This window comes from Streptomyces tatrensis (assembly GCF_049310065.1).
Lineage (GTDB): Bacteria > Actinomycetota > Actinomycetes > Streptomycetales > Streptomycetaceae > Streptomyces.
The window spans coordinates 5,683,246-5,704,639 of record NZ_JBMDLB010000011.1 but is presented as its reverse complement, the minus strand read 5'-3'; the positions used below and the strand labels follow the sequence as shown (position 1 = coordinate 5,704,639).

Sequence of the window (21,394 nt, the reverse complement as noted above, 5' to 3'; positions counted from 1 at the left end):
GGGGGCTCTTGAGCGAGCCCCCCGTCAGGCCCGTCAGACCTCTTCGACGCTGCTCGGCTCACGCCGGGACAGGTCGATACCGAGCTCCTCCGCCGCGCGGAAGACGTCCTCGTCGGTGTCGCGCATCTCGATGGACATGCCGTCCGAGGACAGCACCTCCACGTTGAGGCAGAGCGACTGCATTTCCTTGATGAGCACCTTGAAGGACTCGGGAATGCCCGGCTCGGGGATGTTCTCGCCCTTGACGATGGCCTCGTAGACCTTCACGCGGCCGGTCACGTCATCGGACTTGATGGTCAGGAGCTCCTGGAGGGCGTAAGCGGCGCCATAAGCCTCAAGCGCCCACACCTCCATCTCACCGAAGCGCTGGCCACCGAACTGCGCCTTACCACCCAGCGGCTGCTGCGTGATCATCGAGTACGGACCGGTCGACCGAGCGTGGAGCTTGTCATCGACCAGGTGGTGGAGCTTCAGGATGTACATGTAGCCGATCGAGACCGGCTCCGGGAACGGCTCGCCGGAGCGGCCGTCGAACAGGTGCGCCTTGCCGGTCGGGAGGACCAGGCGGTCCCCGTCGCGGTTCGGGATGGTGTGCTCGAACAGGCCGGAGATCTCGTCCTCGCGGGCACCGTCGAACACCGGGGTGGCGACGTTGGTACCGGGCGCGACCTTGTCGGCGCCGATGACCTTCAGCCGCTCGGCCCACTCCTCGCCGAGCCCGGAGACGTCCCAGCCGCGGCTGGCGAGCCAGCCGAGGTGGATCTCCAGGACCTGTCCCGGGTTCATTCGGGACGGGACACCCAGCGGGTTCAGGATGATGTCGACCGGCGTGCCGTCCTCAAGGAAGGGCATGTCCTCGATCGGAAGGATCTTGGAGATGACACCCTTGTTGCCGTGGCGGCCGGCGAGCTTGTCACCGTCGGTGATCTTGCGCTTCTGGGCGACGTAGACGCGGACCAGCTGGTTCACGCCCGGGGGAAGCTCGTCGCCCTCCTCGCGGTCGAAGACGCGGACACCGATGACCTTGCCGATCTCACCGTGAGGAACCTTGAGCGAGGTGTCACGCACCTCGCGGGCCTTCTCACCGAAGATCGCGCGGAGCAGGCGCTCTTCCGGGGTCAGCTCGGTCTCGCCCTTGGGCGTGACCTTGCCGACCAGGATGTCGCCGGCGACTACGTCCGCACCGATGCGGATGATGCCGCGCTCGTCGAGGTCCGCCAGGACCTCCTCGGAGACGTTCGGGATGTCCCGGGTGATCTCCTCGGGGCCCAGCTTGGTGTCACGGGCGTCGACCTCGTGCTCCTCGATGTGAATCGAGGAGAGGACGTCGTCCTGTACGAGGCGCTGCGACAGGATGATCGCGTCCTCGTAGTTGTGACCTTCCCAGGGCATGAACGCGACGAGCAGGTTCTTGCCGAGGGCCATTTCGCCCTCTTCGGTCGCAGGACCGTCGGCGAGGACCTGGGACTCCACGATCCGGTCACCCTCGTTGACGATGACCTTCTGGTTGACCGAGGTGCCCTGATTCGAGCGGGAGAACTTGGCGACGCGGTACGTGGTGTACGTGCCGTCGTCGTTGGCGACGGTGATGTAGTCGGCCGAGACCTCCTGGACGACACCGTCCTTCTCCGCACGGATCGAGTCACCGGCGTCGACCGCACAGCGGTACTCCATGCCGGTGCCGACGAGCGGCGCCTCCGCCTTGATGAGCGGAACGGCCTGGCGCATCATGTTCGCGCCCATGAGGGCACGGTTGGCGTCGTCGTGCTCCAGGAAGGGGATCATCGCGGTGGCGACGGACACCATCTGGCGCGGGGAGACGTCCATGTAGTCGACGTCGTCGCCGGCGATGTAGTCGATCTCGCCGCCACGACGACGAACCAGCACGCGGTTCTCGGTGAAGCGCATGTCGTCGGACAGGCCGGCGTTGGCCTGGGCGATGACGAAGCGGTCTTCCTCGTCGGCCGTCAGGTAGTCGACCTCGTCGGTGACGACACCCTCGATGACCTTGCGGTACGGGGTCTCGACGAAACCGAACGCGTTGACGCGGCCGTAGGACGCGAGCGAGCCGATCAGACCGATGTTCGGGCCTTCAGGGGTCTCGATCGGGCACATGCGGCCGTAGTGCGACGGGTGAACGTCTCGGACCTCGAAGCCGGCCCGCTCACGGGACAGACCACCCGGGCCAAGCGCCGACAGACGGCGCTTGTGGGTGAGACCCGACAGCGGGTTGTTCTGGTCCATGAACTGCGACAGCTGGCTGGTGCCGAAGAACTCCTTGATGGAGGCGACGACCGGCCGGATGTTGATCAGGGTCTGCGGCGTGATCGCCTCGACGTCCTGGGTCGTCATCCGCTCGCGGACGACGCGCTCCATACGAGCCAGACCCGTACGGACCTGGTTCTGGATGAGCTCGCCGACGTTGCGCAGACGACGGTTGCCGAAGTGGTCGATGTCGTCGGTCTCGACGACGATCGAACGACCCGACTCACCGACGGTCTCGGTCTCACCGGCGTGCAGCTTGACCAGGTACTTGATGGTCGCGATGACGTCGTCGGTGGTGAGAACGCCGGCGTCCAGCGGCTCATCGGCGCCGAGCTTCTTGTTCACCTTGTAGCGGCCGACCTTCGCGAGGTCGTAGCGCTTCGGGTTGAAGTAGAGGTTCTCGAGCAGCGTCTGAGCGGCCTCGCGGGTCGGCGGTTCGCCCGGACGCAGCTTGCGGTAGATGTCGAGCAGCGCGTCGTCCTGGCCCTGGGTGTGGTCCTTCTCCAGGGTGGCGCGCATGGACTCGTACTGGCCGAACTCCTCCATGATCTGCTCGGTGGTCCAGCCGAGAGCCTTCAGGAGAACGGTGACGGACTGCTTGCGCTTGCGGTCGATGCGAACACCGACCATGTCGCGCTTGTCGATCTCCATCTCGAGCCAGGCACCCCGGGAAGGGATGATCTTGGCGGCGAAGATGTCCTTGTCGGACGTCTTGTCGATGGAGGAGTCGAAGTAGACACCGGGGGAACGGACGAGCTGCGACACGACGACACGCTCGGTGCCGTTGATGACGAAGGTGCCCTTGTTGGTCATGAGCGGGAAATCGCCCATGAAGACCGTCTGAGACTTGATCTCTCCGGTCTCGTTGTTCGTGAACTCGGCAGTGACGAAAAGCGGCGCCGCGTACGTGAAGTCGCGGTCCTTGCACTCGTCGACCGAGTTCTTCGCCGGCTCGAAACGGTGGTCGCGGAACGTCAGCGACATCGACCCGGAGAAGTCCTCGATCGGCGAGATCTCCTCGAAGATCTCTTCCAGACCGGACTTGGTGGGAACGTCCTGTCCGCTCTCAAGCGCCGACTCGACGCGAGACTTCCAGGCGGCGTTGCCGAGCAGCCAGTCAAAGCTCTCGGTCTGCAGCGCCAGGAGGTTCGGAACCTCGAGGGGCTCCTTGATCTTTGCAAAGGAGATGCGCAGCGGGGCGGTGCTGGCACCGTTGTTCGTATTGGTCGAGGCGTTGCGCGAGGCGGCCAAGAGGGGGTCCTTCCGAGGGCTCGGACTCACTACGCGCGTACCGGTCCCAGCTGACACAGAAGACAAGCGCCCCCCATCTGGTCAAAGGACCAGCTCAGGGCCGTTCAATCAAGTGTGCTCATGCGTGGGCATGCCCCTGGCGACGGGCAGGGGGCAGCTAACAGGCAGCGCAAAGGGTCAGTGTAGCCACTAGGCTCACTGATGTCCAGACCAGGTTTCCGGAAACCGGCAACAGGCCTTCCCCATGTCGTTTAAACAACTGTGCGTCCCGCTCGGCTCGCATACAGAGCGCGTAGCAGTACTGCCCTCTTCGTAGTCGATCCATGCCCGATACGGACCCGATCCATGCCTCGGATCTCGGATCGGGCCTGCCGATCTCACGACGGATCTGAGAATTGCGCGCCGCGTCCCGTTCGTCAAGGCCCCCTGCTCCGAGCGGATCATCGAAGGACCCTGCCGCAGAGCAACGAAGATCACCCTACTCCCCAACGAGACGGGGGCAAATCAGGCACTCCGGGTACGCCAAAGGGCGACCACCCTTACGGGTGATCGCCCTTGGTTGAGGCCTCAGAGAGGCCTCAGAGGTGTTACTTGACCTCGACGGAAGCGCCGGCGGCCTTGAGGGTCTCGGCGGCCTTGTCAGCGGCCTCCTTGGCGACCTTCTCGAGGACGGGCTTCGGAGCGCCGTCGACGAGGTCCTTGGCCTCCTTCAGACCGAGGGAGGTCAGCTCGCGGACGACCTTGATGACCTGGATCTTCTTGTCACCGGCGGCGGTGAGGATGACGTCGAACTCGTCCTGCTCCTCGACCTCGGCGGGGGCGGCAGCGCCACCGGCCGGGGCAGCGGCGACGGCCGCAGCGGCGGTGACGTCGAACTTCTCCTCGAACGCCTTCACGAACTCGGAGAGCTCGATGAGCGTGAGCTCCTCGAACTGAGCGAGCAGGTCTTCCTGAGAGAGCTTCGCCATGATGGGCGATCCTTCCACTAAATCGGCAGGTGCCGGATGTATATAGAGGCGGGCGTAACGGCCCGCTTTGACCCACGCACTAGGCGGCGTGGATCAGTGCGCGAGCCGAATTACTCGGCACCGCCCTGCTCGGCGAGCTTGACGCGAAGCGCTTCCGCAGTGCGGACGAACTTCGACGGCAGCGCCTGGAAGAGCGAGGCAGCCTGAGACTGCTTGCCCTTGAACGCGCCGGCCAGCTTGCTGAGCAGAACCTCGCGGGACTCGAGGTCCGCAAGCTTCTTGATCTCATCGGCGGTGAGCGCCTTACCATCAAGGACACCCGCCTTGATGATGAGGTTCGGGTTTTCCTTGGCGAAGTCACGCAGGCTCTTCGCCGACTCCACCGGGTCACCGGTGATGAAGGCGACCGCGGTGGGACCAGCGAAGTGCTCGTCCAGCGCGGTGATCCCGGCCTGGTTGGCCGCAATCTTGGTCAGCGTGTTCTTCACCACGGCGTACTGGGCGTTCTCACCGAGAGAGCGACGCAGCGTCTTGAGCTGCGCGACGGTGAGACCCCGGTACTCGGTCAGCACGGCGGCGTTCGAGTCGCGGAACTGGTCCGTGAGCTCGGCTACCGCGGCAGCCTTGTTGGGCGTCGGCATAGTGCGTCGGCCTCCTTCCGGGTGATGAGGACCGCTCAGAAGGGGCGTAAATACGAAACGCCCCGGCGCAGGCGCCAGGGCGTAGCTCAACCGGAACGAGTCCGGGAACTTTCCTTGAACACCTGCGCAGGACGTCCGCAGTTAGCGGATCCTTCGGCCACCGCACCCTTGCAGGCACGGCAACGACCAGCGGTCTTTGGCTTCTTCGGAAGAGTACGTGAACCACCCGATGAGGAGCAAATCCGCCCGCCGGGGCCCTCGCGGACCGGTCCCCGCAAGGGCCCCTGCTGCTCAGCGACCCATGACCTCGTCGAAGTCCGCCGTGTCCCCGGCCGGGGGCGCGACCACGGCGGGAGTCGTACCGAAGGCGGAGAACTTCGCCTTCGTCCGGAGCGGACCCTCCGGGGCCCCCGTCTCCGTGGAGTCCCAGCGGACGGGATACCCGTCCTTGCCGATCCACAGGTCGACGCGGAGCTCCTTGACGCCCTTGAGCGCCTCGTGGAGGTACTGGCGGTTCTTCTCCTCCATGACCTTCGTGGCCTCGTCCGCCTTCAGCAGCTCCGCGCCCGTGAGGATGGCCTTGTAGTGCTCGGCCTCGATCCCGTCGACCTGCTCCGCGCCCACGTACCGGACGGTGTCCTGCCCGAGGAGCATCGCCAGGTACTCGGCCGGGTCCTCGTTGCGCCGCACACCCGGCTTTCCGTCCTTGGCCAGGTCCATCTTCATCCAGGACTTGCCCTGCAGGGGCTTGTCCAGCTTGGTCCAGATGGTGTCGCCGATCATGATCGAGTGCTTGTCGGGCCCGTCGCCCTTCAGGACGACGTCGTGGCTGGACGGGTACCAGCCCTTGGAGCCGGACTGGCCCGAGGTCTTCTGTGCCGGGTCGGTGGTCGTCAGCTCGACCTCGGCGGACTTGGCGGCCGCCGTCTTGAGGTAGGCCGCCTTCACCGCCTCCGCGGGCGTCGGAGGCTTGGCCGCCTCGCTCGTCGAGTCGCCGCCCCCGCCCTTGCCCACGGCGGGCTCGTCCGCGCCGCATGCCGCGAGGCCGCTCACGAGCAGTGCTGCGCCCGCCAGGGCGGCACCGGTCCGCGTCCGGACAGCCTTGTTCATTCCGTGCTCCCCCATGAAAGAAAACCTTGTTCGTCGTTCGTCGTCGTTGCTGTTCCTGTACGCGAACGAAAGCGCCGCCCCTGGCGTGCGTGATCGTCGGCTTTGAAACGCGACCCTACGGGCCGGTCGGCCGATCACTCCGCCGTTTTCCGGGCGGAACGCAAGAACGGGCCCTTCGCCCCCCATGGGGGGCGAAGGGCCCGTTCGGCAACTTCAGCGGGCCGTCAGGCCCGGCTCAGTCAGACCGCGGCCGGGTCTTCCTCGACGAGGAGGTTCCGGGTGCGGTTGGAGTCCAGCAGGATGCCGGGGCCCATGGTGGTGCTGAGGGCGGCCTTCTTGATGTAGCGGCCCTTCGCGGCGGACGGCTTCAGACGAAGGATCTCGTCCAGGGCCGCGCCGTAGTTCTCGACCAGCTGCTCATCGGAGAAGGAGACCTTGCCGATGATGAAGTGCAGGTTCGAGTGCTTGTCGACGCGGAACTCGATCTTGCCACCCTTGATCTCGGTGACAGCCTTCGCGACGTCCATCGTGACGGTGCCGGTCTTCGGGTTCGGCATCAGGCCACGGGGACCGAGCACGCGGCCGAGGCGGCCGACCTTGCCCATGAGGTCCGGCGTGGCGACAACGGCGTCGAACTCGTTGAGGCGGTTGCCCTTGGCGATCTCGTTGATGAGCTCGTCGTCGCCGACAATGTCGGCGCCGGCGGCTTCCGCGGCCGCAGCACGGTCACCGGTCGCGAAGACCAGGACCCGGGCGGTCTTGCCGGTGCCGTGCGGGAGGTTCACGGTGCCGCGGACCATCTGGTCGGCCTTGCGCGGGTCTACACCCAGGCGGAAGGCGACCTCGACGGTGCTGTCGAACTTGGTCGCGGAGGTCTCCTTGGCGACACGGACGGCCTCGAGCGGGGCGTAAAGCTTCTCCCGGTCGACCTTGGCGTCCGCAGCGCGGAGAGTCTTGCTGCGCTTCACTTCTGCTCCTGTGTTGTGATCAGGCATGGAGTCGTGGTGCGGACCAGCGCTTGGCCCTACCACTGTGGTGCTGGGGGGTGGCTGAATCAGCCTTCGACCGTGACGCCCATCGAACGCGCGGTGCCGGCGATGATCTTCATCGCGGCGTCGACGTCGTTGGCGTTCAGGTCGGGCATCTTCAGCTCGGCGATCTCGCGGACCTGGGCGCCGGAAAGCTTGGCGACCTTGGTCTTGTGCGGCTCGCCGGAGCCCTTCTCGATGCCTGCGGCCTTCAGGATGAGGCGCGCGGCCGGCGGCGTCTTGGTGATGAAGGTGAAGGAGCGGTCGTCGTAGACCGTGATCTCCACCGGCACGACCATGCCACGCTGCGACTCGGTCGCGGCGTTGTAGGCCTTGCAGAACTCCATGATGTTGACGCCGTGCTGACCGAGCGCGGGGCCGACCGGCGGAGCCGGGTTGGCCGCACCGGCCTTGATCTGGAGCTTGATAAGCCCCGTGATCTTCTTCTTCTTGGGAGGCATTGCTCTCTCCGGGTCCTAGTGAGAGTTTTCGCCGCCAATCCGGTCATCCGGATGGAGGCATACCGCACCACGATAACGGGTATCGGTGCGAGGCAGAAAACCGAGCAGGTCAGACCGCCCGCAAGCGGGCCATCTGACCTGTCCGGAAGCGTGTGCCAGAAGGCTGTGGATCAGTTCTTCTGGATCTGGTCGAAGCTGAGCTCGACCGGGGTCTCGCGGCCGAAGATCTCGACGAGACCCTTGACCTTCTTCGAGTCCGGGTTGATCTCGTTGATGGTCGCCTGCAGCGTCGCGAACGGGCCGTCGGTGACGGTGACCGAGTCGCCGACCTCGAAGTCCAGGACCTCGATGGCGCGCTTGACGGCGGGAGCCGGCAGACCGGCCTCTTCCGCTGCCAGCTTGGCGGCCTTCTCCTGCAGCTCCGGAGCGAGCATCTTGACGATCTCGTCCAGGGTCAGCGGGTACGGGTCGTACGCGTTGCCCACGAAGCCGGTGACGCCCGGGGTGTTGCGGACGACGCCCCAGGACTCGTTCGTCAGATCCATGCGGACGAGAACGTAACCGGGCAGCTTGTTCTGCCGGACGTTCTTGCGCTCGCCGTTCTTGATCTGGACGATCTCTTCCTCGGGCACCTCGGCCTGGTAGATGAAGTCCTCGACGTTGAGCGAGACGGCGCGCTGCTCCAGGTTGGCCTTCACGCGCTTCTCGTAGCCGGCGTAGGTGTGGATGACGTACCACTCGCCGGGCAGGAGGCGCAGCTCTTCGCGCAGGGCCTGGATGGGGTCGACGGGCTCGGCGGGCTCGACTTCGGCAGCCTCTTCGGCCTCCGCGTCGTCAGCCTCGGCCTCGACGGCGTCGTCGGAGGCCTCGTCGGCCTCGTCCTCGTCGGCGTCCTCGGAGTCGTCGGCCTCTTCGGCGTCGTCCTCGTCGGAGTCGTCAGCGTCCTCGAAGTCAGCTTCGGCGTCGACCTCGCCCTCGACGTGCAGCGCGGCCTCTTCGGCGGCGACACCCGCCTCGGCGTCGGCGAGCTCGGCCTCGTCCGGGTCCACAGCGTCTGCAGCCTCGACGATGTCGAGCTCGTCCTCGACGGACTCGACGGAGTCGGGGCTCACGTTCAGGTTCGGGTCAGACACGGTGGCTGCTTCTTCCTGGATACAAAAGGTGGTCGAACATGCGAAAACGGGCGGCACCCATCAAGGCGCCGCCCTCCGCGGGGATCAGCCGAAGACGAACTTGATGGCTTCCTGGAACCCATAGTCAATCACGGTCACCAGACCGATCATGATGACGACGAAGACAATCACCACAGAGGTGTACGTCGTCAGCTGGTTGCGAGTGGGCCATACAACCTTGCGGAGTTCCGCGACGATCTGGCGGTAGAACAGCGCGAGACGACCCAGAGGGCCCTTCTTGCCGCGCTTGCCGCCCTTGCGGGCCTTCTTCTCGCGAGTGTCATCCTCGGCGTCAGGCATGTCGATGGAGCCCAGGGCGTCCGTCACGTCTCTCACCTGAATCCGGGTCGTGGCCGTAGCCGCGCCCGGTTGCGCCGCACGGCACTGCATCTAAGTACGTACCTGCGCACACACTTCCGAGAAGGAGTGTGGAGCAGGGCCGGAGGGACTCGAACCCCCAACCGCTGGTTTTGGAGACCAGTGCTCTACCAATTGAGCTACGACCCTTTGCGTCCCTCAACCTACCGCATCCGGGCGAGTGCACGGTGTGCTCACGCTCTGCAGCGGTTGACGAGGGCCAACGACGGTTGAGTGTACGTGGTCCGGGCCCTGACGTCGAACAGCATCGGCCGGAGAGCGTCCGTCCGGTAACTGAAACGGAGTGCGGCGCTCGTTTCGCGTCTGGGACGATTGGCCGCATGACCTCTGAAACGCCTTCCGCCGAGCGCCGCGTATCCGCCCGTATCGGTGCCATCTCCGAGTCCGCCACCCTCGCCGTGGACGCCAAGGCCAAGGCCCTCAAGGCCGCCGGGCGTCCGGTGATCGGTTTCGGAGCGGGTGAGCCCGACTTCCCGACCCCGGACTACATCGTCGACGCCGCGGTCGAGGCCTGCCGCAACCCCAAGTACCACCGCTACACCCCGGCCGGCGGTCTGCCCGAGCTGAAGGCCGCCATCGCCGCGAAGACGCTGCGCGACTCCGGCTACGAGGTCGACGCGTCCCAGGTCCTGGTGACCAACGGCGGCAAGCAGGCGATCTACGAGGCGTTCGCGGCCATCCTGGACCCGGGTGACGAGGTCATCGTCCCGGCCCCGTACTGGACCACGTACCCGGAGTCGATCCGTCTCGCGGGCGGTGTCCCGGTCGAGGTCGTCGCCGACGAGACCACCGGTTACCGGGTCTCCGTCGAGCAGCTCGAAGCGGCCCGCACCGAGCGCACGAAGGTCGTCCTCTTCGTCTCCCCGTCGAACCCGACCGGCGCCGTCTACACCGAGGCCGACGCCGAGGCGATCGGCCGCTGGGCCGTCGAGAAGGGCCTGTGGGTCCTGACCGACGAGATCTACGAGCACCTGGTCTACGGCGACGCGAAGTTCGTCTCCCTCCCGGCGATCGTTCCCGAGCTGGCCGACAAGTGCATCATCGTCAACGGCGTCGCCAAGACGTACGCCATGACGGGCTGGCGCGTGGGCTGGGTCATCGGCCCGAAGGACGTGGTCAAGGCCGCGACCAACCTCCAGTCGCACGCCACCTCCAACGTCTCCAACGTGGCCCAGGTCGCGGCGCTGGCCGCCGTCTCCGGCAACCTGGACGCCGTCCACGAGATGCGCACGGCCTTCGACCGCCGCCGCCAGACGATGGTGCGGATGCTGAACGAGATCGACGGCGTCTTCTGCCCGACCCCCGAGGGTGCGTTCTACTGCTACCCGGTGGTCAAGGACGTCCTCGGCAAGGAGATCCGCGGCAAGCGCCCGCAGACCTCCGTCGAGCTCGCCGCGCTGATCCTGGACGAGGCCGAGGTCGCGGTCGTCCCGGGCGAGGCCTTCGGCACCCCCGGCTACCTCCGCCTCTCCTACGCCCTGGGCGACGAGGACCTGGTCGAGGGCGTCTCCCGCATCCAGAAGCTCCTGGCGGAGGCCAAGGCCTAGAGCGGCCCGCAGCCAGGTCTGAGCGGCGGTTCCCTCCGGGGGAGCCGCCGCTCAGGCGTTTCCGGAGCCGCCGCTGCGCGGGGCGAAAGTCCCCGCCCCGCCCTTCGCCCGTTCCCCGGGCTCCGCCCGGACCCCCCTGGGGCTCGGCCCCAGACCCCGCTCCTCAAACGCCGGAGGGGCTGGATATGGCCGGCGTCAGCCCGTACGTGACCGTCGGCGGTCGGGAAGATCCAGCCCCGCCGGCGTTTGAGGCGCGGGTCCGGGCAGCGCCCGGGAGGCCCCGTGCAGCGGCTCCCCGCTCCCCTGCACCCGCGGATTTACGTTCGGGCAAGGACCCGTTCAGGGAATCGGGCTGCCGATCGGGTGACAAGTGCGGCAGGATCAGCAAATGGAGCACGTACGCGACCTCACGCTTCTGCCGAAAGCCCACCTCCACCTGCACTTCACCGGTTCGATGCGCCCGTCGACCCTGCTGGAGCTCGCCGACAAGTACGGCGTCCGCCTCCCGGACGCCCTCACCTCCGCCGAGCCACCGAAGCTCCGCGCCACCGACGAACGCGGCTGGTTCCGCTTCCAGCGGCTCTACGACGCCGCCCGCTCCTGCCTCCGCGAGCCCGACGACATCCGCCGGCTGGTCCGCGAGGCCGCGGAGGAGGACGTGCGCGACGGCAGCGGCTGGCTGGAGATCCAGGTGGATCCCACCTCCTACGCCCCCCTCCTCGGCGGGATGATCCCGGCCGTCGAGATCATCCTCGACGCCGTGGACGCCGCCTCCCGCGAGACCGGCCTCGGCATGCGCGTCGTCATCGCCGCCAACCGCATGAAGCACCCCCTCGACGCCCGCACCCTGGCCCGGCTCGCCGTCCGCTACGCCGACCGCGGCATCGTCGGCTTCGGGCTCTCCAACGACGAGCGCCGCGGCATGGCCCGCGACTTCGACCGGGCCTTCGCCATCGCCCGCGAGGGCGGGCTGCTCGCGGCCCCGCACGGCGGCGAGCTCACCGGCCCGTCCTCCGTCCGCGACTGCCTCGACGATCTGCACGCCGCCCGCATCGGGCACGGCGTACGGGCCGCCGAGGATCCCCGCCTGCTCGAGCGGCTCGCCGACCGGCAGATCACCTGCGAGGTCTGCCCGGCGTCCAACGTCGCCCTCGGGGTGTACGAGCGCCACGAGGACGTCCCGCTGCGCACGCTCTTCGAGGCCGGGGTGCCGATGGCCCTGGGGGCGGACGACCCGCTGCTCTTCGGGTCCCGGCTCGCGGCCCAGTACGAGATCGCCCGCCGGTACCACGCCTTCACCGACGCGGAGCTGGCCGAGCTGGCCCGCCAGTCGGTGCGCGGCAGCGCGGCGCCCGTCGGCGTACAGGAGAAGCTGCTGTCGGGGATCGACCACTGGATCGCCTCGTAAGGGGGGCGGCGCGCGTCAGCGCGTGAGCCGCAGGTCGCCCTCGTGGCAGTCGGCCCGTACCCGCGCGCCGTCCGGGAAGCCGATCTCCAGGTGGGTGCGCCCCTGCGCGGGCAGCGCGAACTCGGCGACCGACTCCACGGTCTCGCCGAGGTGGCGCAGGAAGGGGTGGTCCCCGAGGTCCTCGCCGACCTCGATGCGGCCCCACTCCCCCATGTCGTAGGGCTCGTGCGGGGACTCGGATTCCACGATGAGACAGGCGTCGGACCCGGTGGTGATGCGGGTGGACTCCCCGTCGCTGTCGAGGAGCCAGACGTCGAGGGGAGCCTCGGAGCGCTCGCCGTCGCTGATGTGCCAGGACGCGACGACCTTGTCGATCGTGCGTCCCACCAGCCGGGTGGGGTCCGTACCGGCCCCGTGCAGGGGACAGAGCATGGGCGGGCCGGGACTCCTCAGATGCTGACGCCGACCGTCACCGGCTCGTTGACCAGGGTGACGCCGAAGGCCGCGTGGACGCCCGCGACGACCTCGCGGGCCAGGGCGAGGAGGTCTTCGGTGGTGGCCTCGCCCCGGTTGGTGAGGGCGAGGGTGTGCTTGGTGGAGATCCGGGCGGGGCCCTCGCCGTAGCCCTTGGTGAAGCCGGCCTTGTCGATCAGCCAGGCCGCGCTGGTCTTCGTACGGCCTTCTCCGGCCGGGTACGCGGGCGGGGCGGTCCCGGGGCCGAGCCGCTCCTGGGCGCGGGCGAGGAAGGCGGCGTACGCCTCGTCGCCGAGGATCGGGTTGTGGAAGAAGGAGCCGGCCGACCAGGTGTCGTGGTCGGCGGGGTCGAGGACCATGCCCTTGCCGGCGCGCAGCCGCAGGACGGTCTCGCGGGCCTGGGCGGCGGGCACCCGGTCGCCGGCCTCGACACCGAGGGCGCGGGCCGTCTCGGGGTACTTGACCGGTGCGGACAGGCCGCCCGCGTCCTCCAGGGCGAACCGGACGCGCAGGACGACGTACCGGTCGGGCCGGTGCTTGAAGAGGCTGTCGCGGTACGAGAACGCGCACTCGGCGGCCGACAGGGTGACCGTTTCCCCGCGCGTGCGGTCGTAGGCGACGACCTCGGTGATCGTGTCGCAGACCTCCTGGCCGTACGCCCCGACGTTCTGGATCGGGGTGGCGCCGGCCGAGCCGGGGATCCCGGCGAGGCATTCGATGCCCGCGAGCCCGGCGTCGACGACGCGGGCGACGGCCTCGCTCCAGTTCTCACCGGCGGCGAGCTCCAGGCGCGTCCCGTCAAGCGCGAACCCGGTGGTCGCGATCCGCAGGGCGGTGCCGTCGAAGCCCTGGTCGCCGATGACCAGGTTGCTGCCGCCGCCGATGACCAGGAGCGGGGTGCCGCTCTCGTCCGCGGCGCGCACGGTGGCGACGACCTCGGCGTCGGTGGTCGCGGTGACCAGCCGGGCGGCGGGGCCGCCGAGCCGGAAGGTGGTCAGCGGGGCGAGGGGGGCGTCGTGGAGTTCCTGCACGTGGACAAGAGTACGGTCCGCGTCCCCCGGACCAGGCGGGGCCACGGACCGTAGTGGCATCACCGACACCACAGAAGCTCAGTAGCGGGCTCGCGGTCTCGAAGCGGGAGGCCATCACTTGGAGCTCTCTCCCGGCCGAAGCCGGGAGATTCCCCCCTAGGTTGCCCTGGCGGGTTTGACAGGTCAGGCCCGTCCGGCGACGACCCTCCCGGCCGCCGGAGCAAGTACGGGACTCGCTCAATTCACGCTGCACCTCAGCGACTCCAGCTTGGTTGTCGCTGAGGTCATTGATGACTCTAGCGAAGCCCGGCGCTCCGCGCCTTCGATTCGACGATGCCCCCATCCCCGCGGTATATGGCGGAGCACCGGCCAAGATCAAAGGAGACCTCGGCGTCCCGGGCGGGCCGGGTGGGCGTGGACCAGGGGATGTCGGGCATGACGGGCCTTCCTCTCGCGGACGTGTCGTACGGAACTTCGTGCGGTGCGACGGCTGCGGTCCCCCCGCCGGCCGCCGCGCGGGCACCGGCCGGCGAGCGGGACCCGCTCAGACGGCCACTTTCTCGGGGGCGCGCCCGCCGGCCGGGGCCGCACCCCGGTCGTCCGCCGGCAGGTCCTCCGTCAGCCGGTCCTCCGTCAGCCGGTCCTCCGCCGGGCTGTCCTCCGCCGGGCTGTCCTCCGTCGGCAGGGCCTCCGCGGCCCGGGCCTTCTCCTGGATCCGGCCGGGGAGCAGCAGCGCCAGGACGGCCGCCACCGCGACGGCCGCGGCGCCGATCCAGAGGGCGGGGACGGTGCCGTCCGTGAAGGTCTGCCCGGACTCGTAGCCGCCCTGGGCGGAGAAGACGGAGGCGAGGACGGCGACGCCGAGGGCTCCGCCGACTTCGCGCAGGGCGCTGTTGGCGCCGGCGGCCTTGCCCTGGTCGGCGGGGGCCACGGTGGACATGAGGGCGTTGGAGGCGGGGGCGAAGAACAGGCCCATCCCGATGCCGCTGATGATCAGTGCCGGGAGCTGGGAGGCGTAGGAGACGTCGGTGCCCAGGATCACGGCGAACCAGCCGAGGCCGATGGCCTGGAGGGCGAGCCCGGCGACCACGACGGGGCGGCTGCCGATCCGGTCGGAGAGGATCCCGGAGATCGGCGCGGCGATCATGGGCATCGCGGTCCAGGGGAGCATGCGCAGCCCTGCTTCGGTGGGCGAGTAGCCGAGGACGCCCTGGAGGAACTGGCTCAGCAGGAAGATCGAGCCGAACATCCCGACGAACATCAGCAGGCTCGCCATGTTGATCCCGAAGAAGCCCCGGTCGCGGAAGAGCCGCATGGGCAGCACCGGATTGGCGTTGCGGAAGCCGTGGTGGATGAACCCGCCCACGAGGGCGGCCCCCACCAGCAGCGAGGTGAGCACGGAAAGGCTGGACCAGCCGTGCGCGTTGGCGTTGACCAGCCCGTAGACGATGCCGAAGAGCCCGCCGCTGATGAGCAGGGTGCCCGGGAGGTCGAGCTTCGCCTGCGGGGCGGTGGATTCACCGAGCCGCATCCGGGAGAGCGGCATGAGCGCCAGCCCGATCGGGACGTTCAGCCAGAAGATCCACTGCCAGGAGATGTGTTCGGTGAGGCTGCCGCCGATGAGGGGGCCGCTCGCGACGGCGAGGCCGGTGACGGCTCCGTAGATGCCGAGGGCCATTCCGCGCCGGGCGGCGGGGACGGCGACGGTCAGCAGCGTGAGCGAGAGCGGCATCATGATCGCCGCGCCGACTCCCTGGACGGCTCGGGCGGCGATGAGCTCGTTGATGCCGGGCGACATGGCCGCGGCGGCGGAGGCGACGGTGAACACGGCCGTACCGGCGATGAAGAGCCGCCGGCGGCCGAACCGGTCACCGAGGGCCGCGCCGAACATGAGCAGGACGGCGAAGGTGAGCGTGTACGCGTTCACCGTCCATTCCAGGTCCTCCAGCTTCCCGCCGAGGTCCTCCCGGATGGACGGGAGCGCCGTGGTGACGACGAGGTTGTCGAGCGCGGCCATGAAGCTGGCGGCCCCGGTGATGACGAGGGCCCAGACCGCGGGCCCCCGAAGCTTGGTGTCTTGCACGATTCCCCCAGAACTAGTTATTGATCACTAACTTCAACGGGCAGAGCTGAGCCCCACGCACGGCCGGAGTGGCAGCCCCGACCGGTGGACTCGGCGCAGTCGGCACACGGGTCCCCGCCGGCCTTACTGGGGCCGCAGGCCCGGATAGCAGCCGTCCCAGACGCGGTGCTGGGGCGGGAACCCCATGGCGGACAGGGTGTTGATCAGCATTCCGTAGGCCAGGAAGGTGGACGTCGCGTCCACGTCCGCCCCGAGCGGCACGTGGACGGTGTCCCACAGCTCCATCCAGGCGGCCCGCACCATCTCACCGAATTCCGGCTCCCCGGCAGCTTCGGCGGCGGCGACGGTCACGTAGGTCTGGAGCTGCATCTGCAGCTTCTCGGGCTGATCGGCGATCAGCTTCATGTACGCCGCGCCGAGCACCTCGACCGCCTCCTCGCCTTCGACCGGGAGGTCCTTGGCGGCCTCCTCGAAGACGCGCCGGATGTCCTCCATGCAGCGCGCGGCGGCGGCCAGGAAGATGGCCTGCTTGTTCGGGAAGAGGCGGAACAGGTAGGGCTGGGACACCCCGACCCGTTTGGCGATCGCCTCGGTGGAGGTCCCGTAGTACCCACCCCGGGCGAACTCCCCCATCGCCGCCAGGATGACGCTCTCGCGCCGCTCTTCCGCACTCATCCTTGCCATGCTTCAAAGTTAGTACTCAATCACTAACTTGACAACCCGAAACCTGGAACGGGCACCAAAAAGGCTCTGACCTGCGAGTTTCCTCGACGGCCAGAGCCTTGTCGGTAGTACACCCGGGGGTTCCCTACGCGAGAGCGACCACCGCGCGCGACATCCCCAGCACCTTCTGCCCGGCGCTCATGGCCGTCAGGTCGACCCGGACCCGGTTGTCGTCCAGCTTCGCCGCGACCTTGGCCGTGACCTCGATCAGCGCGCCCTGGCCGTCGTTCGGAACGACGACCGGCTTCGTGAACCGCACCCCGTACTCGACGACCGCACCCGGGTCGCCCACCCAGTCGGTCACCACGCGGATCGCCTCGGCCATGGTGAACATGCCGTGGGCGATCACGTCGGGCAGTCCGACCTCGGTGGCGAACTTCTCGTTCCAGTGGATCGGGTTGAAGTCGCCCGACGCACCCGCGTACCGCACCAGCGTCGCCCGCGTGACGGGGAAGGACGCCGCCGGCAGCTCGGTGCCGACCTCGACTTCGTCGTACTGGATCTGGGCAGCCATCTCAGGCCTCCTCGGGAGCGGAACCGGCGGCGGCGGGAGCGGCGGCGGGCTCGGGCGCCCGGGAGACGAGCTTCGTCCAGGCGGTCACCACGTGCTCGCCGGACTCGTCGTGGACCTCACCGCGGATGTCGATGACGTCGTTGCCCGCGAGCGACTTGATGGACTCGATGGTCGAGATCACGGTCAGCCGGTCACCGGCCCGCACGGGGCGGGAGTACGCGAACTTCTGGTCGCCGTGCACGACGCGGCTGTAGTCCAGCCCCAGCTGCGGGTCGTCGACGACCAGGCCGGCCGCCGCGAACGTGATGGCAAACACAAAGGTCGGCGGGGCGATCACGTCCTGGTGACCGAACGCCTTGGCTGCCTCGGGATCCGTGTACACCGGATTGGCGTCACCCACGGCGACCGCGAATTCGCGGATCTTCTCCCGGCCGACCTCGTACGGATCGGTGGGCGGGTAGCTCCGCCCCACGAAGGACTGGTCGAGCGCCATGACTCCCTACCTCCTTGCTGAAACGATCTGTCAAAACGATCTGTCGAAACGACATAAGGCCGCCCCCTAAATGAAGGGGACGACCTCATGACTGTGCCTGTTGAACGAGACTTCGCTAAGGACTAGCGGGTCTCGCGGTGCGCGGTGTGCGAGTTGCAACGCGGGCAGTGCTTCTTCATCTCAAGACGGTCCGGGTTGTTACGCCGGTTCTTCTTGGTGATGTAGTTCCGCTCCTTGCACTCCACGCAGGCCAGCGTGATCTTCGGGCGGACGTCGGTGGCAGCCACGTGAGTGCTCCTTGACGGACATTAGGGACGGATGAACGCATAAAAGAGTAGCCGATCGGGAGACCGACCCCGCAATCGGCTACTGTGTGTAGCGGCGACCGGATTTGAACCGGTGACACAGCGATTATGAGCCGCTTGCTCTACCGACTGAGCTACGCCGCTTTGATGAGATCCGCCCCCCACCCGAGGGTGGGGAACCTCTCTCACCAGAGCCCCAATGCGGAATCGAACCGCAGACCTTCTCCTTACCATGGAGACGCTCTACCGACTGAGCTATTGGGGCGAGCGAGGAAGACATTACACGGTTGCCCGCCGATCGCCCAAATCCTTTGCGGGGCCTGGGCTCCGAGCACCACCGGCGCCTTTCTTGATCCGCGCGCGAAGCGCCTCAGGACCCTCTTCGGGCACGTTTCGCCCCGAAAGGTGTCCGGCATCACATCCGTGGCGGGCCGCGACCGCCCGAATCCCACCCTGAGTCACCACGAAGCCGCGCCCGCCCCTCGGCGGAGCCCTTCGGGGGAGCCTCCGGTGGAGCCCCTCGGCGGAGTCCTCGCCTGTTCGGCTCCGGTTTCCTGCCCCCGGGGGCGCGCTCGCCTCTCGGCCCACATCGCGGTCCACCCAGACGCACCGGTACGACTATTGCCCTCTTCCGCGAAGCGAGCACCCCTGCCCCCTAGGCTCTGAGCACGCTGCGTGATCTTGGGCCGCGGGCCGCGGCCACGGCCCCAGGAACCGCCCGAGCCCCCGCAGGAGCGCGATGTCCGACAGCCCGCCGCAGCAGCCGTCCCACTCCCCGCGCAACCGCCCCGGCAGCGGCCAGGGGCAGGGTCATGGCCAAGGACATGGCCAGGGGCATGGCCAGGGGCAGGGGCGCGGCCCCGAAGGCGCCCAGGGCGGCCAGAGCAGCCAGGGCCCGGCTGCCCCCGAGGCCGGCACCCTGCTCCTCACCGGTGCCCGCCTCACCGACGGCCGCGCCGTCGACGTCCGCCTCGGCGGCGGCCGGATCCAGGCCGTCGGGACGGCAGGCAGCCTGCCCGCCGCCTCGGGCGCCCGCGTCGACCTCACCGGCTACCTGCTGCTCCCCGCGCCCGCCGAGCCCCACTCCCACGGGGACACCGCCCTGACCGCGGACAGCGAGGGGCCCGTCTCCTACTCCCCCGACGAGGTGCAGCGCCGCGCCACCGAGGCGGCCCTGCTCCAGCTCGGGCACGGCGCCACGGCCGTCCGGTCCCACGTGCGCATCGGCGACGTGCACGGCCTCGGCCCCCTGGAGGCCGTGCTCCAGGCCCGCCGCTCCCTGCGCGGGCTCACCGATCTCACCACCGTCGCCGTACCCCGGCTGCTGACCGGGGTGGCCGGGGCCGACGGGCTGGCCATGCTGCGGGACGCCGTGAAGATGGGCGCCTCCGTCATCGGCGGCTGCCCCGACCTCGACCCCGACCCCACCGGGTTCCTCGAAGCCGTACTGGAGCTGGCCTCCGAGCACGGCTGCCCCGTCGACCTGCACACCGACGGAGACGACCCCGCCCGCCTGTCCCGGCTCGCGGCCATGGCCGGCGGGCTGCGGCCCGGGGTCTCCATCGGGCCCTGCGGCGGTCTGTCCCGGCTCCCGCTGGACGTGGCGACCCGGGCCGCCGACCAGCTGGCGGCCGCCGGCGTGGGGGTGACCTGCCTCCCCCAGGGCGACTGCGCGGCCCTGGAGCGCCGGGGCCTGCGCACCGCCCCCGTACGGCTGCTGCGCGCCGCCGGGGTCCGTGTCGCGGCCGGCAGCGGGGCCCTGCGCGACGCGGGCAACCCGGTCGGACGCGGAGACCCGCTCGAAGCCGCGTACCTCCTGGCCTCCCAGGGCGGGCTCCGAGCCGCCGAGGCCTACCACTCGGTCGCCGGCGCGGCCCGTGAGGCGATGGGCCTGCCGGAGGTGCGGGTGGAGGCCGGCTTCCCGGCGGAGCTGCTCGCCGTGCGGGGGGAGCGGATCGCGAGCGTGCTGTCCCTCGCGTACAGCCGGATCGTGATCCACCGCGGGCGGGTGGTAGCCCGGACGAGTGCCGTACGGGAGTACTGCGACTCCGCCGTCGCGGTGGCTCTGGACCTGCCCCGGCAGGGCCGTATGGAGCCCGGTCCCTGAGGGTTCACCGCATGTTCCCGGGCGCGGGCGCCCGGCTCGTCGTACGGTCGTGGCATGCGCATCGTCATCGCGGGTGGACACGGTCAGATCGCGCTGCGGCTGGAGCGCCTGCTCGCCGCGCGCGGGTACGAGGTCGCGGGCATCATCCGCGATCCGGCACAGGGCGACGACCTCAGGGAGGCGGGCGCCGAACCGGTGCTGTGCGACCTGGAATCGGCGTCGGTCGAGCACGTGGCGGGCATCCTGCAGGGTGCGGACGCCGCGGTGTTCGCGGCGGGTGCCGGGCCCGGCAGCGGGGTCGGGCGCAAGGACACGGTGGACCGGGGCGCGGCGGTGCTGTTCGCGGACGCCGCCGAACGGGCCCGGGTACGCCGCTTCCTGATGGTCTCTTCGATGGGCGCGGACACCCGCCGTGAGGGCGACGAGGTCTTCGACGCCTACCTCCGCGCCAAGGGCGAGGCCGACGAGCACGTCCGCACCCGTCTGGGCCTGGAGTGGACGATCCTGCGCCCGGGCTCGCTGATCGACGACGCGGGTACGGGTCTGGTCCGCCTGGAGGCTCGGACGGGCCGCGGGCCGGTCACCCGCGACGACGTGGCGGCGGTGCTCGCCGAGCTGCTCGAGACCCCGGCGACCGCGGGGCTCACCCTGGAGCTGATCGGGGGCTCGACCCCGGTCCCGGTGGCGGTCAAGGACGTGGCGGGCAACTAGCACGGCCCGCAGTGCCCCGGCCGGCGGGAAGCCGGCCGGGGCACACCCGGCCACGGACCACCGGTCGCCCGGTCGCCCGGTCAGCCAGCCGGCCAGCCGGCCAGCCGGCCAACCGGCCTACCAGCCGACCGGTCAGAAGTCGGCGGTCAGCCGGTCGTCGGAGCGCCCGACGGAATCCTGCTCGAACCGCTTCTCGTACGCCTCCCGGATCCGCTCGATGCGCGCGCCGCGCTCGTCGGCCTCCTGCTCCGGGTACAGCAGCACCACCTCGTACGAGATCTCACGGATGATCTTCCCGTTCCGCTGCCACTGGCCGCGCCCGTCCTGGAGGGTCAGCCCCTCGGGGAAGGCGGGGGTGATCTCCCGTTCGAGGAACCCCATGAACTCCCGCTCCCCGACCGGTGGACGGCCGTTCGGCCGCTCGGTGCCGAAGTAGAGCCGGGTCTCCTGGTAGGGATGCCCCACATCACTGTCCAGCGCCGCTCCGACCAGGGCCGGGATCCCCGCTCCGAGCAGGGCGAGGAGCACCCCGCCGCCGACCTTTCCGCGCGCGTCAGAAGTCCATTTCACGCCGGATGAACGACCGGGGCCCCGCATCGGTACGCCCGATCCGCCCGATGGCCGCACCCCGGCTCGTACCGGTGGCGTTCGACGCGGGCGGACTCCGGAAGGGTGAGGGCGGAGGCGTCCGGAGAACGAGAAAACCCCCGCCCATCGCATTTCT

At 69.1% G+C, this 21,394-nt stretch carries 20 protein-coding genes and 3 tRNA genes; 4 read left to right on the top strand and 19 right to left on the bottom strand.

The genetic code is table 11. The features are described 5' to 3' along the window. Positions 1-33: 33 nt before the first annotated feature. The 9 genes from rpoB to ACODT5_RS42010 all read right to left on the bottom strand — a co-directional run bounded on the left by rpoB (position 34) and on the right by ACODT5_RS42010 (position 9,403). A complete protein-coding gene (gene rpoB, locus ACODT5_RS42050; protein ID WP_422524216.1) occupies positions 34-3,516 on the bottom strand; it encodes a DNA-directed RNA polymerase subunit beta in 3,483 nt (1,160 codons plus the stop codon). Between the two features lie 587 nt (positions 3,517-4,103). Beyond that, positions 4,104-4,484, bottom strand: coding sequence for a 50S ribosomal protein L7/L12 (gene rplL, locus ACODT5_RS42045; protein WP_422524215.1), 381 nt, complete (start codon positions 4,482-4,484; stop codon positions 4,104-4,106). Between the two features lie 110 nt (positions 4,485-4,594). After that, entirely contained in the window at positions 4,595-5,125 is a 531-nt protein-coding gene (gene rplJ / locus ACODT5_RS42040; protein ID WP_215023401.1) for a 50S ribosomal protein L10, read from the bottom strand. A gap of 291 nt (positions 5,126-5,416) precedes the next feature. Next, positions 5,417-6,235 carry an SCO4651 family lipoprotein gene (locus tag ACODT5_RS42035; protein ID WP_422524214.1) on the bottom strand — a complete coding sequence of 273 codons (819 nt, stop codon included), beginning with the start codon at positions 6,233-6,235 and terminating at the stop codon, positions 5,417-5,419. Positions 6,236-6,474: 239 nt separating this feature from the next. Further along, complete coding sequence (gene rplA, locus ACODT5_RS42030) at positions 6,475-7,203, bottom strand: 50S ribosomal protein L1 (protein WP_327254470.1); 729 nt, start codon at positions 7,201-7,203, stop codon at positions 6,475-6,477. An 86-nt stretch (positions 7,204-7,289) separates the two neighbouring features. Then, positions 7,290-7,724 carry a 50S ribosomal protein L11 gene (rplK, locus tag ACODT5_RS42025; protein WP_266905484.1) on the bottom strand — a complete coding sequence of 145 codons (435 nt, stop codon included), beginning with the start codon at positions 7,722-7,724 and terminating at the stop codon, positions 7,290-7,292. Between the two features lie 170 nt (positions 7,725-7,894). Continuing rightward, entirely contained in the window at positions 7,895-8,857 is a 963-nt protein-coding gene (nusG, locus tag ACODT5_RS42020) for a transcription termination/antitermination protein NusG (RefSeq protein ID WP_422524213.1), read from the bottom strand. 84 nt (positions 8,858-8,941) lie between these two features. Further along, positions 8,942-9,223 carry a preprotein translocase subunit SecE gene (secE, locus tag ACODT5_RS42015; RefSeq protein ID WP_243333337.1) on the bottom strand — a complete coding sequence of 94 codons (282 nt, stop codon included), beginning with the start codon at positions 9,221-9,223 and terminating at the stop codon, positions 8,942-8,944. A 107-nt stretch (positions 9,224-9,330) separates the two neighbouring features. Next, a tRNA-Trp gene (locus ACODT5_RS42010) sits at positions 9,331-9,403 on the bottom strand. 191 nt (positions 9,404-9,594) lie between these two features. Between ACODT5_RS42010 and ACODT5_RS42005 the strand changes: the two genes are divergently transcribed. After that, complete coding sequence (locus ACODT5_RS42005) at positions 9,595-10,821, top strand: pyridoxal phosphate-dependent aminotransferase (RefSeq protein WP_422524212.1); 1,227 nt, start codon at positions 9,595-9,597, stop codon at positions 10,819-10,821. 388 nt (positions 10,822-11,209) lie between these two features. Beyond that, positions 11,210-12,229, top strand: coding sequence for an adenosine deaminase (locus tag ACODT5_RS42000; protein ID WP_422524211.1), 1,020 nt, complete (start codon positions 11,210-11,212; stop codon positions 12,227-12,229). 15 nt (positions 12,230-12,244) lie between these two features. Here the strand turns inward: ACODT5_RS42000 and ACODT5_RS41995 are convergent, their stop codons facing one another. The 9 genes from ACODT5_RS41995 to ACODT5_RS41955 form a co-directional block, all read right to left on the bottom strand. Continuing rightward, positions 12,245-12,661, bottom strand: coding sequence for a hypothetical protein (locus tag ACODT5_RS41995; RefSeq protein WP_422524210.1), 417 nt, complete (start codon positions 12,659-12,661; stop codon positions 12,245-12,247). Positions 12,662-12,678: 17 nt separating this feature from the next. Further along, on the bottom strand, positions 12,679-13,734 hold the full coding sequence (locus ACODT5_RS41990) for a UDP-N-acetylmuramate dehydrogenase (protein WP_422524209.1): 1,056 nt from the start codon (positions 13,732-13,734) through the stop codon (positions 12,679-12,681). A 544-nt stretch (positions 13,735-14,278) separates the two neighbouring features. Then, complete coding sequence (locus ACODT5_RS41985) at positions 14,279-15,820, bottom strand: MFS transporter (protein ID WP_422525198.1); 1,542 nt, start codon at positions 15,818-15,820, stop codon at positions 14,279-14,281. 120 nt (positions 15,821-15,940) lie between these two features. Next, a complete protein-coding gene (locus tag ACODT5_RS41980; protein WP_422524208.1) occupies positions 15,941-16,501 on the bottom strand; it encodes a TetR/AcrR family transcriptional regulator in 561 nt (186 codons plus the stop codon). 124 nt (positions 16,502-16,625) lie between these two features. Further along, the gene (locus tag ACODT5_RS41975; protein WP_384658428.1) at positions 16,626-17,054 is read right to left on the bottom strand and encodes a MaoC family dehydratase; all 429 of its coding nucleotides are present in this window, start codon (positions 17,052-17,054) and stop codon (positions 16,626-16,628) included. 1 nt (position 17,055) lies between these two features. Further along, positions 17,056-17,547, bottom strand: a complete 492-nt coding sequence (locus tag ACODT5_RS41970) for an FAS1-like dehydratase domain-containing protein (protein ID WP_422524207.1) — start codon at positions 17,545-17,547, stop codon at positions 17,056-17,058. A 122-nt stretch (positions 17,548-17,669) separates the two neighbouring features. Beyond that, entirely contained in the window at positions 17,670-17,834 is a 165-nt protein-coding gene (rpmG, locus tag ACODT5_RS41965; protein WP_003956487.1) for a 50S ribosomal protein L33, read from the bottom strand. A gap of 89 nt (positions 17,835-17,923) precedes the next feature. Beyond that, positions 17,924-17,996 (bottom strand) — tRNA-Met (locus ACODT5_RS41960). 48 nt (positions 17,997-18,044) lie between these two features. Beyond that, positions 18,045-18,117, bottom strand: a tRNA-Thr gene (locus ACODT5_RS41955). Between the two features lie 474 nt (positions 18,118-18,591). Here ACODT5_RS41955 and ACODT5_RS41950 point away from each other — a divergent pair. Together ACODT5_RS41950 and ACODT5_RS41945 are read left to right on the top strand one after the other, a co-directional pair. Continuing rightward, positions 18,592-19,959 (top strand): amidohydrolase family protein, encoded by a 1,368-nt coding sequence (locus tag ACODT5_RS41950; protein WP_422524206.1) that lies wholly within the window; start codon positions 18,592-18,594, stop codon positions 19,957-19,959. Positions 19,960-20,013: 54 nt separating this feature from the next. Further along, a complete protein-coding gene (locus ACODT5_RS41945) occupies positions 20,014-20,670 on the top strand; it encodes an SDR family oxidoreductase (protein WP_422524205.1) in 657 nt (218 codons plus the stop codon). Positions 20,671-20,802: 132 nt separating this feature from the next. Here the strand turns inward: ACODT5_RS41945 and ACODT5_RS41940 are convergent, their stop codons facing one another. Then, complete coding sequence (locus tag ACODT5_RS41940) at positions 20,803-21,240, bottom strand: DUF3574 domain-containing protein (protein ID WP_422524204.1); 438 nt, start codon at positions 21,238-21,240, stop codon at positions 20,803-20,805. Positions 21,241-21,394 lie beyond the last annotated feature (154 nt).